Here is a 15,913-nt window from a genome sequence, read left to right as displayed (position 1 = left end):
ATGGCCGTTGGCTGAAGATGTATAACAACCGAAGATGCCTTCATACTATGGTATTGAATTCTCTCAGAGTCGTTTATAAGTAAACATAATCCTTCTTTCATCGTTATAATCTACACATATAAGATTTATGATATGAAAGGATTATTGTTAATTGGAATTTTTATGTTTTGCCCCGTTTCCATCTTATGGGGACAGGATAGGATACAACAATACGCGGGGACAGCCATGCCGTATCCTATTGTGAAAGACTCGTTTGTTTTTTTTCAGGATAGTATGGTTCCGTTTTATGTTAACCATTTGGGAAGACATGGAGCGCGTTTTCCAACTTCAGGAAAGGCTTTGAATAGAGTGAAGGAGATTCTGGAATTGGCTCAGCGGGAAAATAGGCTAACATCAGGAGGGGTAACCTTGCTTTCTACAATACAGAATCTATCGGAAACTTTTGACGGACAATGGGGGAAGTTATCAGTAGTGGGAGAGGAGGAACAACGGGGTATTGCCAGACGTATGATAGAACGCTATCCACAGTTATTCAGTGATTCTGTCAAAGTGCAGGCAATTGCGACATATGTTCCCCGTTGTATACATAGTATGGATGCATTTCTTGCTTGTATGGTAGAGTTTAATTCTTCTTTACACATACAACGCAATGAAGGGAAGCAATATAATGATATTCTTCGTTTCTTCGATTTAAACCAATCTTATGTTGATTATAAAGAAAATGGTGATTGGCGTCCTATATACGAGACTTTTGTGCGACGAAAGATTTCTTCTGCTTCTGTTATGGAAAACTTCTTTCTGGAATCAGGACAGGAAACAGATAAGGAGGCAGAGGAATTTGTCATGGCTTTATTCTCCATTGCTGCCATACTACCAGATACAGGTACTCCGATAAATTTGGATGGTCTTTTCACAATAGGTGAATGGGATAATTACTGGCAGACTCAGAATTTGCGACAATATATGAGTAAAAGTTCTTCGCCGATTGGGCGAATGTTGCCTGTTGCAATTGCATGGCCTCTGCTATCAGAATTTATTCATTCAGCTGATGAAGTGATAAAGGGCAAGTCGGATACCAGGGCGAACTTTCGTTTTGCTCATGCAGAGACAGTTATTCCTTTTGTAGCATTAATGGGTATAGAAGGAACGGATGTTAAAGTTGTTGTTCCTGATTCTGTATCTAAATATTGGAAAGATTATGAGATTGCTCCGATGGCTGCTAATGTACAGTGGATTTTTTATCATGACAAGGCTCGAGAAATATGGGTGTCATTTCTTTTGAATGAAAAAGAAATGACACTTCCTGTTTCAACTTCCCGTTTTCCTTATTATCGATGGGAAACTGTCTGCATGTATTTAAAGAAACGGGTTGAAATGGCGAAAAAGGTACTTGAGTCTTTTTCAGATGATTGTAAATAAGGTAGATATGGGTTGAGTATTGGTGTGGTATGAGTGTGATAGAATTGAAAAAGTATCTGTATTATCCCGGCGGTATAGAAATCATTATATACCGTCGGGATTTTTTTTGTTACATTGGATTTATATTAGTGGGGTGATTTGAGGATAAAGTGTGCGTACTATTTTTTCTCTTTTGCCAAATCAGCCAATTCATCCTTTTCAACGTAAATCGTTCGTGTTGGGAATGCGAAATCAATGCCTGCTTTATTGAATGAGTCTAGAATCTCCATATTTACATTTGAAGTTACCATTAAAATATCTCCCTGTTTTTCTATAAAATATATGTACATGATATTCAGTGCAGAGTCTGTGTATTCTGTAAAAACAGCTGTGGTATCTGATGGTTTGGAAGATACATTTTCTATTCTTTTAGGAATGGCTTTCAGTATATTTAAAGCTTCTTTCATTTTTTCGGATGTTGTGTTGTATGTCAATCCAAGTTTCAAGACGACTCGACGCATCGGTTCGGAAGAGATATTTATGATAGAAGCATCTGTAACTTTATAATTAGGGAAAGTGATGATACGTTTATTGTAGTCCATGATTTTTGTACTTCGAACTCCAACATCAATCACAGTACCTTCGATATTATCCACGCGAATCGTATCACCTATGTTGAAAGGCTTATCTGTCAATATAGTGAAAGCGCCGAACACATTTTTTACAGTGTCTTGGGCTGCTAAGGCAAATGCGATACCTCCAATACCCAGAGTACCTAATAATGCACCAATATTGACTCCAATATTACTTAAGGCCATTACAAGACCGATTATCCACACAATGACCAGTATTGTCCGTCTGATAATGGGCATCATTTTGTTGTTTTGTCCATCCGATTGTCGTCCCCAGTAGATTTGCAATAAACTACTGGATAATCGGGCAAATATCCATGTGATATCCAGAATAATCAGTATCTTGTAAGCATTATCTATTACTTTTACAAAACTATCCGGAGAAACAAGCCTGTGAATAGCTATCCAAATACCTAATAACATAATTGCAAACTTGACGGGCGATTCTAAAGAATAATAAATTATATCATCCAGCCGATTATTGGTACGGGTGATAAATGGATTGAGTACTTTTCTGCTGAAGAATGATATTAACTTCATCAAAACAATTGTTCCTAAAATAATAAGTATGGAAATACCCCAGTCTTCTAAAGTATTTCCCCAGATTTCTCTTTCTAACATAACTGGAAATTTTTTAATTAAACATTTTATGGAATATCCTTGATTTTGGATGATGTAAAAACAAACGGATAAAGGAAAAATCCTATTCATAATCAAGTAAATTATATATATGAAAAGAAACATTAAGATAATTTTTATTACTCTATTGGAGATGGTTAAAAACCTTGGAGGCGTTTTTATAATGCTTAATGTGATGTTGTGTTATACTTTTTTCTTACTAAACTATAATTTACATTTATAGTGGGAACCATCTTATTATTTATTTTGTTAAGTTACTCATCAATTTTAAATTAAATAGTTATGGAAAATGGAGTAATGATGCAGTATTTTGAGTGGAATCTTACGAATGACGGAAAGTTGTGGAAACAGTTGAAAGAGGATGCGTCGCATCTACATGAAATTGGTGTGACAGCGATCTGGATACCACCTGCATATAAAGCAGATGAACAGCAGGATGAAGGATATGCTACTTATGATTTGTATGATTTGGGTGAGTTTGAACAAAAAGGAACTGTGAGGACTAAATACGGGACGAAAGATGAATTGAAGGAGATGATTGATGAACTTCACAAAAATAAGATTGCTGTATATCTGGATGTCGTTTTGAATCATAAAGCAGGTGGTGATTTTACGGAAAAGTTTATGGTGGTGGAAGTAGATCCTGATCAAAGAAATAAAGCTTTGGGGAAATCTTATGAAATACAAGGATGGACCGGATATAGCTTTCATGGACGTAAAGATAAATATTCGGATTTTAAGTGGCATTATTATCATTTTTCCGGGACTGGATTTGATGATGCTCGAAAGCGAAGTGGTATATTTCAGATTCAAGGAGAAGGAAAAGCCTGGAGTGATGGTGTAGATGGAGAGAATGGCAATTACGATTTTCTTTTATGTAATGATATTGACCTAGATCACCCTGAGGTTGTCGCCGAACTGAATCGTTGGGGCAAATGGGTTTCAAATGAACTTGATCTTGATGGAATGCGTTTGGATGCAATTAAGCATATGAAAGATCAGTTCGTTGCACAGTTTCTGGATACGGTAAGAAGTGAGAGAGGTGATGACTTCTATGCTGTGGGAGAATATTGGAACGGTGACTTGGAAACATTGGATAATTATCTGGAAGCAGTAGGGCATAAAGTTAACTTGTTTGATGTTCCGTTACATTATAATATGTTTCAGGCATCACAAGAAGGAAAAGATTATGATTTACGGAATATTCTGAAGAATACTTTAGTGGAGCACCATTGTGAACTTGCTGTGACTTTTGTTGATAATCATGATTCGCAGCATGGAAGTTCTTTGGAATCACAGGTTGAAGATTGGTTCAAGCCATTGGCATATGGTCTTATTTTTCTGCTGAAGGATGGTTATCCCTGTTTGTTCTATGGTGATTATTATGGGGTGAAAGGAGAAAAATCGCCACATACTAAAATTATAGATATTCTATTGAATGCAAGGAAAAAGTATGCGTATGGTGATCAAGTTGATTATTTCGACCATCCATCAACCGTAGGCTTTATTCGTACAGGAGATGGGGAACATGTTAACTCAGGCTTGGTATTTTTAATCTCGAATGATGAAGCGGGAAGTAAAACGATGTGTTTAGGGAAAGAACATGCGGGTGAAGTGTGGTGCGAAATTACCGGAAGTATTCCGGATGAAGTAACTTTGGATAAAGAAGGAAATGGAGAGTTCTCTGTGGATGCGCGTAATCTTGCTGTTTGGGTAAAAAAAGCATGAGATGACGGAACAATTCATAGGAAAGAAAAAGTTAAGCCTATCCTTATTAATCAAGATTGTAAAGGATACCGGACAAGGGTTTATTGATGATAGTGTCACTAGATTAAGCGGATCGTTAGCTTATGCGACACTATTTTCAATTATCCCCTTTCTTTCTCTTTTAGTTACTATTGGGGTAGCTTTGCATATGGATTTGGCTAATCAGTTGTATATTCAGTGGGAACCGATAGTGGGAGCGGAGGTAATTGGGGCACTTCGCTTAATTATAGAAAATGCAGAAAGAACGGACTCTTCCGCATCTGCAGCTATTGTTAGCCTGGGAATTTCTATATTTGGTGCTACTACCATTTTTGCAGAAATACAAAGTTCCTTAAATTCGATTTGGGGAATAAAGGCCGTGCCAAAGAAGAGTTGGCTGAAATATATTCAGAATCGGTTACTTTCATTCTCGATAATTTTGGTATTTGCTTTCGTGCTTCTGATAACATTTAGTATAACCAATATTATTGGAGACTTGAGCAATAAGTTTATGGCCAGCTATCCGGAAGTGGCAGGGTTTATTGTGAAAGTTGTGGGACAAATATTAAACATAGGTGTTACAGTTATTATTTTTGTATTGATTTTTAAGGTTCTGCCTGATGCAAAAATAAAAAGTAAGGATGTTTTTATTGGAGCTGTAGTGACAACGCTATTATTGTTGGTAGGGCAATGGGGAATATCCTTTTACATCGGAATTGCGAATGTAGGAACTATCTATGGTGCAGCGGCATTCATGGTTGTTTTTATTACATGGATTTATTATTCTGCTATTATTGTCTACGCAGGTGCAGAGTTCACTAAAGCATGGGCTAATGAAATGGGAAGCAAAATTTTCCCAGATGAATATGCGGTAGCAACGAAAGTAGTTGAAGTACGTGAGGCTTGACAACTGGAGGCCCTTGTTTTGCATTCCAGTCAATAATGGTAATACCGCTATTTACGTATTTTTACCTTTACACGCTTATTTGATACGATTTCATTTTCTATCTTACGGGGTTCCGGCTGTATCGGTTTGTTTGTAAACTCTGGTACATTGTAAGAGTAAATCAGCCAATCGTAATATTCCAGCGGTTTCTCCTGAGGCAACATGAAAGGTTTGCATACGCGGCCGTCCGGTTCTATGTATGCCAGATAGAGGCGGGTATATAGCCCGTCGTCACGTCGGCTGCTGAATATGAACCAGCGTGAGTTGCTGCTCCAGCTGTGGTAGCTTTCCGTATTGGTGCTGTTTGCTTCTTCAATGGCGTGCATGGTACCGTCCTGCAGGTTCAGCAGCCATAGGTCTGCTTCCTTGTGCCAGATGGAGAAGTTCCCATAGTCGGATAATGTGAACATGATGTATTTCCCGTCGTATGAAGGACGTGGAAAGGAAACGCTCTTTTTCAGGTCTTCTGCATTTATCAGCGTGTCTACCCGTTCACCGAACGTGCCGTTGTCCGGATTGAAGTCTATGCAGCAAAGGCTATAGCGTATCTCATCGTATTTCTCGGGCATCGGTTTACCCGCTGCCGAGCAGAAATACAGTTTCTTTCCATCTGCCGAGAATGCGGGGAAGGTTTCAAAAACTTCTTTTTTCTGCAGTAGGGGAGAAAGCAGCAGTTCGTGCGTTTCCGGTTGGTATACTAATATGTCCGAGGCCATGTCCATCACTTCGATGCGTTCAACCTTGGCTGTGTGGAAGGACTGTGTGGTCCGGTTTACCGAATAGGCTATGTATTTTCCTTCCGGATGCCAATAGGGATAGACACAAGCGGAGAGTGTGGAATCTGTCTTGGTATCCAGAAGTTCGCGGTTTCCCTCTATCTGCATGAGGGTTGCACCGTGCTGTCCGCGTATATGCAGACTTAGGTGACCGGGATTTGTCCGGTTGAAGGCATGGCAGTTCAGGCACATGCCCGGTACCATCGCATTTTCCAGCAAAACGCGTTCTTCAAAGGATGAAAGGTTCCGTTCGTAAATACCCATTTTGCTATATACTTCATATCCCGGAATGACTTTGCGGTATACCACTCCATAGTCTATGGGAGCGTCACTGACATACATGGAGAAAGGGCGGTACTGCTTCCATTTGTTTTCGTTCTTGACAGATACTGTAAACAACAGACTGTCTCCCTTGTTGGATTCCAGGAGTTTGTGCCATTCGTCCTCCGGAAAGGAGGCTGTCCGGGCATTTACGTGTATTTCTCCGAATTTGCTTCCCGTTACGATTACGTCTATGCGGTCGTGTTTTCCGCCGATGTAGTCGAAATTCATCGGAGCAATGGTGGCGGGTATTGTCACTCCTATGTAGTCGGGATAGATTTCCGGCCATTCTTCCGTCTTCTCCGGATTGTTTACCGGATGGCTGCAGGTTGTCAGCAACCATACCGATAGTATGCAAATCAAATGCTTCTTCATTCTTTATCCTATTTTTGAAATAACAGATAATGCCAGAATGTGCCGGTATACAGAGTTTGCAGTATTTGCCGCCCATTCGGTTGTGATGTGTAAATCCGCATGAAATCTTTGCAATCCTGCATTACTTGCGGAGACAGTTTCCAAGGTATGTCCCGGAAATCCTTGTGAGTCTGTCCCCATATATATGCCAGCGCTTCCTGGTAACTGCGCGGAATGGGTTCATGATTGATATTTGCGTCTGAAGGATAGTAATTCATGAAGCCTTTCAGGTCGCGTTTTTGCAGTGTATATGCCAGCAGGTATTCAAGAGCCGTCCGGTTCTGCGGGTTTTGTTCATACAAGCGTGCCAGCAGGATATCCGTTTCGTGGCTTCCGGACAGGAAGTTCTCTGTATACCGCATTTGTCTCAACCGTCCCCATTCCGGGTGTGCGTCGATTTTCTCTTCATTGTATAGATAGGTCATCGTGTTTTTTGCCCAGTCTTTATAAAACAGTGTCTTGCTTAAAATACGCAGGTATTTGGCCGCCACTTCATACTGTCCGTTAATCAGGTTTGTTTCGGCCAGCCGTTTGAGGCAGCGCCCGCTTTTGCGGAAGTTGGGAATGGCTTCCATGGCTTCGAAGGCAAAACGCTGTGCGTCGTTAATCATCCCCAGATGGTATAATACTTCGCCCGTAGGAAGCGGAGTGACGAAGTTTCGCTGGAACTTGGCTATCAGGCCTTCCGTCCCATTCTGGTAGAACTCGAACATTCGGTTGCCCAGTTGTCCGGTCTTGCTCAGAGCCAGATTCAGGCAAGTTACGCTGAGCGGGGAAACCGGGGACTTGTTTTCCGCTTTTCCTATGATTTGGTTCCACTGCCGGTTTCTTGCCAATTGATTGTACTCCATTGCCTCTTCCTTATCAAAATTGCAGCTTGAAAGAATATAGGGATAACTTATTGCTACTAATGCCATGCTCTGTAAGGCCATATATAGAGATACATGCTTGTGCGTCCGGGGGAGCCGGGCCAGCAGATAGGGGAGCACGGTGAACAGAAGGATGATTGTCATTTCCATCCGGGGAATCACCGCAGGGAAACGGTAGTAGCCGAGAAATCCGCTTAGCTGGTAGATGGGGTTCTGCACTTGCATGCTTATCAATAGCGTGCAGGTGGCTTTCAATGCGAACATCCCTACCACGATTCCGATTCCTTGGAGGAATTTCCTTTTTTTGAAGCAGGTGTGCAGTTCGCTGATGATAATCCAGCCCATAAAGATGAGATGTGTTGCTCCCGCCATCCAAAGAAGGACAGGGAAACATACCAGCACGTACATCGCACGTTTCCATTTGGTGTGCAGGAAGGTGTAGAAATAGTTGGCAACCAATGTCATCAGCAGGGCCACCACAAACGACAACATGGCGTTTTCGTCACACATAAAGTGCCATACGGCTATTGCCGGTAGGAAACTCAACGGGTAATACACTTCCGGTGTTCCTTGTCTTTTTGCTAATTTCCATGTCAGGAGTTGCAGCCCTATGAACAAGAGTGCCAGCATAGTGGCACCCATCCACGTATGATAATAAAACTGCACCAGGAATTCGCTTATATAGTCGGCCATTCCGCCGGGGATGGCGATTCTTTCTTTCCAATATTCCATGTCGAACAAAAAAAGTTGGTATTGCTCGTGGTATTGGAGGTGGCCCGGATAGACTATCCTCCAGAACAGCCACACTGTTGTGCCCCAAAGGAGGGATAAGCCGGTTTTCCGGAGCTTCTGTGATAGTGGTTTCATATCAATGTATATTTGTTTTTTCACAAGCAGATTCCTCATTCTTGCTTGTTGATGGTGTTTTGATATTCTTTGGGCAGTTTGCCGAATTTGGCTTTGAAGCATTTGGCAAAGTAGGATGGGGCCATGAATCCTACGCGCAACATCACTTCGTTGATGCGCATGTTCTGGGCAAGCAGTTCGGCTGCCTGGTTGAGCCTGAAGTTCTTGATATAGATATTGGGAGCCATTCCGGTCAGCATTTTTAATTTCCGGTAGAAATTCGTGCGGCTCATATTCATGGCATCGGCCAGATTGTCTACGGAGAAACTTTCCTCGTCCAGATGTTTTGTAAGGGCAGTATCCACCTCTTTCATGAAGGTGATGTCGCATTCGGACTGAATATATTCCGATATAGGCGTTTCGTGTGTGGTTCCTGCCGAACGGAGCATCAGCTCGTGGAAGGCCAAACGCAATTTCAGCAGATTTTCTATCTGGTTGTGCAGTTGCTTGATGCTGAACGGCTTTTCCATATATACCTCCGCACCGTTCTCCATGCCTTCTGTCTTTGATTCCAGATTGGTCTTGGCTGTCAATAGGATGATGGGGATGTGTGAGTAAGTAAGGTTCGTCTTGATGTGGCGGCACATCTCTATACCGTCCATCTCGGGCATCATGACGTCGCTGACGATAACGTCTGTGGCATCATTCGTTTCAAGTTTTTCCAGCGCTTCCTTTCCGTTGCCGGCAGTATATACCTTATACCATTGTTCCAGTGCTTCCCGTATTTCATTCTGCAATTCGATGTTGTCTTCTACAATCAGCACGGTGTGGCGTTTGTTCTTTGTCTGGGGCAGGTCCGGTTCAAACCCTTCGCTTTCCGGATGGCTTTCCGTTTCCGGAAGTTTTTCCGTAGCTCTCTTCAGGGGTAGTGAGAGGATGAACGAACATCCGCTCGACGGCAGGTTCTCTACGGACAGAGTGCCTTGGTGGGATTCTGCCAGTGATTTGGAGAAAGCAAGTCCGATACCGGTTCCTGGCATTTGTTTTTTATCATCCGGTATTTGATAGAAGATTTGGAATATCTTTTCCTTTTGTCCTTCGGGAATCCGGGGACCGTCGTTGCTGACACAAATGACAATGTGCCCGTCAGATTCCTTCAGGCTCAGTTCAATCATTGATGCGGCATACTTCAGTGCATTGCTCATCAGGTTGACCATGATTTTACGGATGATGTCATTGTCAACTATGGCTTCCATTTCGGGTGCAGGTAGGCTGACGAAGAGCTCAAGGCCTTTGATGGATGCCGCATCTTTAAATTGTTCGGCGATGTCTTTTATGATTGCATTTATATCATGTCTTTTCAGGTCGAGCTTCATTTTTTTGTTCTCTATCTTTTGAAAATCAAGAAGCTGGTTGGTGATTTCGAGCAGATAGCTGACGTTTTTCTCAATCAGGGTGAGATGTTTGCCATGTTCCTCTATCTTCCCGTCGCGCAATTTCTCTAGTGGCAGGCATATCAGACTGAGTGGGGTACGTATTTCATGTACCAGATTGATGAAGAAACTTATCTTCTGTTTGTAGATTTCCTTGTCTTGTGTGATGCGGAAGTCTTCCATCATTTGATGGTACTTGCGTTTGACGTGCATCCTCCAGCGATAGGTGATATATCCGATGATGAAAAAGAGTGCCAGCGCATAAGTTATGTAGGCCGGTATGCTCAGCCACCACGGGGGAGTGATGATGATGCGCAGCGAAGCCGTCCGGTCGTTCCACAAGCCGTCATTATTGGCTCCTTTCACTTGGAATTCATATTCTCCGGGCGGCAGGTGAGTGTAGGACGCCGAGTGGCTGGAGGTATTGGCAATCCATTCTTTGTCGGCACCCTTCAGGCGGTATTTGTACTGGTTTTTAAGCGGCTCTTCATAGCTGAGGGCCACGAACCGTAGGGAAAAAGTGTTGTATTCGTACGGCAACCGTATTTCTTTCCGCATATAGAGTGCATTGCCAAAGTCGGTTTGTCCCTCCTTGTCGCTCATGTGGGGGAAGCCTATCTCCATGATGTATACGGGAGGAATATATGGATTGTTCTTAATGTCTTCGGGGGTCAGGATATTGAATCCGTTGATACCGCCGAAATAGAGTTTGTTGTCTGAAGAGAGCAGCGATGCCTTGGGCAGGAATTGATTGCTTTGCAGGCCATCGTTCATCGTGAACTGCCTGATATCTTTTCGGTTATCTTGGGGAATCTGGTAAATACCGTTATTGCTCGACACCCATAAATCTCCGTCGCGGTCTTGCCTGATGGCACATGCCATGTTGCCGGTCAGCGGTGTCCGGCTGCCGGGAAGAAGGGTTGAGAAATGTCCGGTTGCTTCGGAAAAACGGCATATGCCCGATTCATTGGTGCCGAACCACATCCGGTCGTCTTTGTCTTCGAACAGACTTGTGATGGAATTGCTGATAATGCTGTTGGTATTCTGATTTGTCTTTTTATAATGATTCCACACAGTGCTTTCCGCATTGAGGTTTATCATCTTGAAAACCCCGCTGTTTGAGGTGGCTATCCAGAGGTGTTGATGTGAATCTTCCAGAATGTCCGTTACCGCTGTCATTGCCCCCACTTGGATGATAGGCAGAAAATTGTCAGTTTCTGCACGGTATCGGCATAGGCCGATATTTGTGCCTACGTATATGGTTCCATCATGTCCTTGATACAGACTTAATACGTCGTTGCTGGGTATTGTATGTGGCGTTTGTTGTGAGTGGCGGTAGTTTTTCCATTTTCCGGTGTTCATGTTCAGTCTGTAGATGCCCTCTTTGTAAGTACCTATCCACAGATCTTCCTTGCTTGGCAGCAGGCAGCAGATGTCAGGCCGGTGTGGCGGCATGTTTTCAGGTCGGTATTCTTCGAGGTTCTTGCTGGCAGGGTCGAATATCCACAAGCCTTTATCGGTGCCCAGCCATATTTTCTTCTGATTGTCTTCATAGAAGGCTCTTATTTCAGTCCTTCCGGTTTCCGGTTGTGTGTTTGTGGTGGGAATGGTATAAAATTCAAAGCGTTTCAGCTGGTTGTTGATGATTTCCACTCCATTGTAGTTGGTCATTATCCAGAAGTTGCCCTCGTTGTCGCACATAAGGTCATTGATATGCGGTTGCTTGATGTTCAGGAAGCTGGTGGGCAGATTGATTTCTTCGAAGGTGCATTGTGGCAGTTGCAGGGCAAAAATTCCTTTGTCTGTTCCTATCAGCAGGCTTTTCTCTCTATACTTGATGAGGCAGAAGATGGTTCCGAACCGTTTTCCGTTTGTTTCATACACTTCGGTTTTTCCCAGCAGTTTCTGGTAGCAGTACAGCTTGCTGCCTTGGTTGAACCAGAGGTTGCCGCCGATACATTGCAGGAAGTTTATTCCGGTGCCTTCGGCAATTTCGGCCAAGGGGGTGTCGGCGGGTTTCCGGTTTCCGTCTTCATCATATATCATCAATCCTTTCTGGCGCGAAAGTACATAGACACGGCCGTCCTCGTCTTCGCAGATGTCGTTGATGAAGGAGTTCCATACGCAATCCTGTTTCATTGTGTTTGTTTGGGGATTGTAGATAAAGAGCCCTTGGCCTATGGTGGCTATCCACATGAGGCCGTTGTGTGTCTTGACTATTTTTCGTATTTCGCTGCTGATGATGACGCCGAATTGTGTGGTGATGTCGAAGTGTGAGAAATCATCCGAGGCATGGCGGTAGATATAGATGCCGTTTTCGGTTCCTACCCACAACTCTTGGTCTAGTTCTGCAAGTGTTTTTATGTGGCTGTTGCCCAAGGAGTGCTTATGGTTGCTGCTGCGGTATATCCGATTGTTGCAGCCGTCGTAGCGGTTCAGGCCGTTTTCCGTACCGATCCAGATGAAGCCGTAGCTGTCTTGCAGGCAACAAGTGGCGGTATTGTATGAAAGACCGTTTTCCACATTGAGCCTCCTTACCGATAATATTTCGGCAGCAGTGGCCGGATAACCGGATATTCCGATAAGAAAGCACAATATGAGAAACAGTCTTTTCATAGTGATGGCGAAAATAGAATTTATTTGAGAGAATTGCAAATTTCCAGGTTGATTTCCCTGATACGCTTTTCGTCCACTTTAATTACTTTACGGTCATACGTCATCAGGCCGTTCACTTCGATTTCTACGTCCGAGGTCTGTGTATATACCGCACCGGTGAAACCTTTCAGGGCGAGTTTCTTCAATTCTTGCGCATATTTCACGTATTCGTCGGTTACTTCTTTTGAGGTATTGAACCGGATATATCCCCAGTTGCGGTCGGCCTCCCATACGTGCCCTTTCACTACATAGCCTATACCGCCGTATTCTCCTATCACGTTGGCCCGTCGGGCATCATACAGAAACGGTTCGGGACCCGGATAGCTGTGTATGTCCAGCATGTCACCGCATGTATAATGGTTGCCACCGCTGGCAGCGTTCACCAGTCGGGTGCCGTCATATTGTTTGGTCAGGTTGGCTGTTTCTTCTGTTTTAAACTGTCCCCATCCCTCATTGAAGGGTACCCATACGCCGATGCAGGGGTAGGAGTAGAGGTAATCCATAATCTCTTTCCATTCCTTGAAGTAAATGGCTTCCGATTGCGGAGTGCGGGTCAGGTCGGCACCGGTGAAGTAGTCACGTTGGTTCCATTCGTGCATTTTGTCGCCGTTGGGCATGTCTTGCCATACGATGATGCCTATCCGGTCACAGTGTGCGTACCAGCGTGCGGGTTCCACTTTTACATGCTTGCGAATCATGTTGAAGCCGAAGTCTTTCGTCTTCTGTATGTCGTAAATCAGAGCCTCGTCCGTGGGGGCGGTATAGAGGCCGTCGGGCCACCAGCCCTGGTCCAGCGGGCCGAACTGGAACAGGTCGCGGTTGTTCAGTTGCATTCTCATCACACCGCTTGCGTCGCGCTTGGACGAGAACTTTCTCATGGCTGCATAGCTGTCCACCGCATCCGTTTCCGTGCTGTTTTGTTTCAGACGTACTTTGAGTGTATATAAGAAAGGTGTGTCGGGCGACCACAGCTTTACTTCTCCGGGTATGGTGATGTCTATGGCCTCCCCACGGATGGCTGCTCCCGAGGCTACAAGTTTGCCGTTGTCATATACTTCCGCTTCCAGACGGTATCCTTTTTTCCATTCGCCTTCACCGGTCCGGGCTTCAATCCGCAGCCGGTTGAGGTCGATGTCGGGTGTGATTTTCATGGAGGCTATATGGTTTTCGTTTACCGGTTCGAGCCACACAGTCTGCCAGATGCCTGAGACGGCTGTATACCAGATGCCTTGCGGGCGGTTGGCTTGTTTTCCTACGGGTTGCGGACCATTGTTGGTGGGGTCCCATACACGTACGGTCAGTTTGTTGCTTCCTTTTTGCAGTGCATCGGTGATGTCGAAGCAGAAAGGGGTATAACCACCTTCGTGCTTGCCTACGCTGGTGTTGTTCACCCACACATGGGCTCTCCAGTCTACGGCACCGAAATGCAGCAGTACTCTTTTCCCTTTCCATCCGGCAGGTACTTCAAATTGCCGTGTATACCACAATTCCTGACTGTCTTCCAAGTGCACGCCTACTCCTGATAGCGATGATTCTACGGCGAAGGGCACCAATATCTCGCCGTCGTAGGTTTTCGGTTCTGCTTCTCCACACGGGCGGATGGCATAGTCCCACAGTCCGTTCAGGTTTTTCCATTCTTTTCGTTCCATCATCGGGCGCGGATATTCCGGCAGAACGTTGGCAGGGTCCAGTTTCTCTCCCCATTCCGTCTTTATTCTGTCGCCTGCCGGTTTCCATTGGGCGAGGGAGGGGGCTTGCAGGCCTAATGCCAAAGCACATGCTAACGCCAATTTTTTCATTCTCATAACAATCTGTTGTTTATAAATTATAGTTGTTTCCGTCTGTCGTGCGGAATTTGGGCAAAGGTGCTCCAATTCGTCTTTATGAAAGGATAAAAACTGACCAAAAAAGGCGAATTTTGTTTCAGCTGCTTTTTCTTAAGAATAAAATCCATTACTTTGCGACGGCTTTGGAAGATTTGGAGCCAAACGGAAATAGTCGCAGGATATTTCTGTTTGAGTATATATACCTTAAATTAAATGATTTCCGTATGGTGAGAATCAAGTGTGCTTTTCTTTGTTTGCTTGTCGGGTGGTTCAGTTCCTGCCATTCGGGAAAGCGTTCTGAAAACGTGGACGGAGTAGACTCTTTGCAGTGCTATGTCAATCCTATTTCTACCGGTTTTCTGGGGTGTCATGTCTTGTTTCATCACGGTATGTATTATTGCATCCAGGGGTGGATGTCGGGTATATACCTGCGTGCGGCTGAGGATGCCACTTTGCTCAAGGAGAAAGAATTCAAGAATGTGTGGAGTTCTGCCGATCCTTCTGTCGGAAACATAGATGATGCCGAATTGCACTACATTGATTCCAAATGGTATGTTTATTTCACCGGGAATGACAATAACCTGGATAATCGTTGTATCTATGTGCTGGAGAATGATTCGCCCGATCCGCTGAAGGGTACGTTCAGGCTGAAAGGGCGCATTGACACCGATAAGGAGAATCATGTGGCCATGTTCTCTACGGTATTCCAGCAGGACGGCCGTTTGTATCTGGTGTGGTGCGGCTGGCCTTCCCGCAGGGTTTATGAAGAAAACCAGTGTATCTATATTGCCGAAATGGAGAATCCCTGGACTTTGTCTTCGGAGCGCGTGCTGATATCGAGGCCCGAATATGAGTGGGAGTGCCAGTGGGTAGGTATTGACGGCAACCGCACGGCTTATCCGATTTATGTGAATGAGTGTCCTCAGGTGTTCAGGTCGCTTCGTCAAGACAAGATTCTGCTCTATTATGCTGCCAGTGGCCGTTGGACCCCTTATTATTGTGAAGGCATGCTGATGGCCGATGCTTCTGCCGATTTGCTTGATTCCGCTTCATGGAAGAAGTGCCCGGTTCCGGTATTCAGCTCGAACACCACCGATAAACTCTATGCTCCCAGCATCGTCTGTTTCATACCCTCGCCGGACGAGACGGAGTATTACTATCTGTATAAGGTGCGTAAGGACTTGGAAGATATGTTCATTTCTTTAGAGAAGTATGAAGTCTGTATGCAGAAGGTGGAGTGGGACAAAGACGGTATTCCGATACTGGGATGTCCGCAAAGGCAGGATACGCTGTTGCGCAAGCCGTCGGGGACGCCACATGCGAATGATGATTGAAATCGGCACGGAAGTTGCCTTATGGATGCGGAAATTCTCCTTTTTCGGTCGGAATTTCTTCTTTTTTCCATGGAAAAT

The 15,913-nt window shown here is 44.3% G+C and carries 9 protein-coding genes; 4 read left to right on the top strand and 5 right to left on the bottom strand.

Annotated features, from left to right (window positions below):
* Positions 1 to 132: 132 nt before the first annotated feature.
* Positions 133 to 1,419: a histidine-type phosphatase gene (locus tag DWZ67_RS00355; RefSeq protein ID WP_057281702.1), complete on the top strand. Its 1,287-nt coding sequence runs from the start codon at positions 133 to 135 to the stop codon at positions 1,417 to 1,419.
* Positions 1,420 to 1,577: 158 nt separating this feature from the next.
* On the opposite strand, the gene DWZ67_RS00350 is transcribed toward DWZ67_RS00355, so the two are convergent.
* The gene (locus tag DWZ67_RS00350) at positions 1,578 to 2,651 is read right to left on the bottom strand and encodes a mechanosensitive ion channel family protein (protein ID WP_016272765.1); all 1,074 of its coding nucleotides are present in this window, start codon (positions 2,649 to 2,651) and stop codon (positions 1,578 to 1,580) included.
* 300 nt (positions 2,652 to 2,951) lie between these two features.
* On the opposite strand from DWZ67_RS00350, the gene DWZ67_RS00345 reads away from it, so the two are divergent.
* Both DWZ67_RS00345 and DWZ67_RS00340 read left to right on the top strand, forming a co-directional pair.
* A complete protein-coding gene (locus tag DWZ67_RS00345; RefSeq protein WP_044469252.1) occupies positions 2,952 to 4,397 on the top strand; it encodes an alpha-amylase in 1,446 nt (481 codons plus the stop codon).
* A 1-nt stretch (position 4,398) separates the two neighbouring features.
* Positions 4,399 to 5,322, top strand: coding sequence for a YihY/virulence factor BrkB family protein (locus DWZ67_RS00340; RefSeq protein WP_117749002.1), 924 nt, complete (start codon positions 4,399 to 4,401; stop codon positions 5,320 to 5,322).
* 47 nt (positions 5,323 to 5,369) lie between these two features.
* Here the strand turns inward: DWZ67_RS00340 and DWZ67_RS00335 are convergent, their stop codons facing one another.
* Genes DWZ67_RS00335 through DWZ67_RS00320 form a run of 4 tightly spaced genes read right to left on the bottom strand, consistent with a single transcriptional unit; the run spans position 5,370 to position 14,474 of the window.
* The gene (locus tag DWZ67_RS00335) at positions 5,370 to 6,833 is read right to left on the bottom strand and encodes a TolB family protein (RefSeq protein WP_120137948.1); all 1,464 of its coding nucleotides are present in this window, start codon (positions 6,831 to 6,833) and stop codon (positions 5,370 to 5,372) included.
* 8 nt (positions 6,834 to 6,841) lie between these two features.
* Positions 6,842 to 8,608, bottom strand: a complete 1,767-nt coding sequence (locus tag DWZ67_RS00330) for a DUF6057 family protein (RefSeq protein WP_016272760.1) — start codon at positions 8,606 to 8,608, stop codon at positions 6,842 to 6,844.
* A gap of 35 nt (positions 8,609 to 8,643) precedes the next feature.
* Complete coding sequence (locus DWZ67_RS00325; RefSeq protein WP_133302931.1) at positions 8,644 to 12,636, bottom strand: hybrid sensor histidine kinase/response regulator transcription factor; 3,993 nt, start codon at positions 12,634 to 12,636, stop codon at positions 8,644 to 8,646.
* Between the two features lie 20 nt (positions 12,637 to 12,656).
* Entirely contained in the window at positions 12,657 to 14,474 is a 1,818-nt protein-coding gene (locus DWZ67_RS00320; RefSeq protein ID WP_165852449.1) for a glycoside hydrolase family 2 protein, read from the bottom strand.
* Positions 14,475 to 14,725: 251 nt separating this feature from the next.
* Between DWZ67_RS00320 and DWZ67_RS00315 the strand changes: the two genes are divergently transcribed.
* Positions 14,726 to 15,835 (top strand): glycoside hydrolase family 43 protein, encoded by a 1,110-nt coding sequence (locus DWZ67_RS00315; RefSeq protein WP_120138125.1) that lies wholly within the window; start codon positions 14,726 to 14,728, stop codon positions 15,833 to 15,835.
* Positions 15,836 to 15,913 lie beyond the last annotated feature (78 nt).

The sequence above is a fragment of the Bacteroides sp. AF34-31BH genome, from assembly GCF_003602795.1.
In the GTDB taxonomy this organism is placed as follows: Bacteria; Bacteroidota; Bacteroidia; order Bacteroidales; family Bacteroidaceae; genus Bacteroides; species Bacteroides uniformis.
The sequence above is the reverse complement of the archived record's forward strand: the minus strand, read 5'-3'. Positions and strand labels throughout refer to the sequence as shown.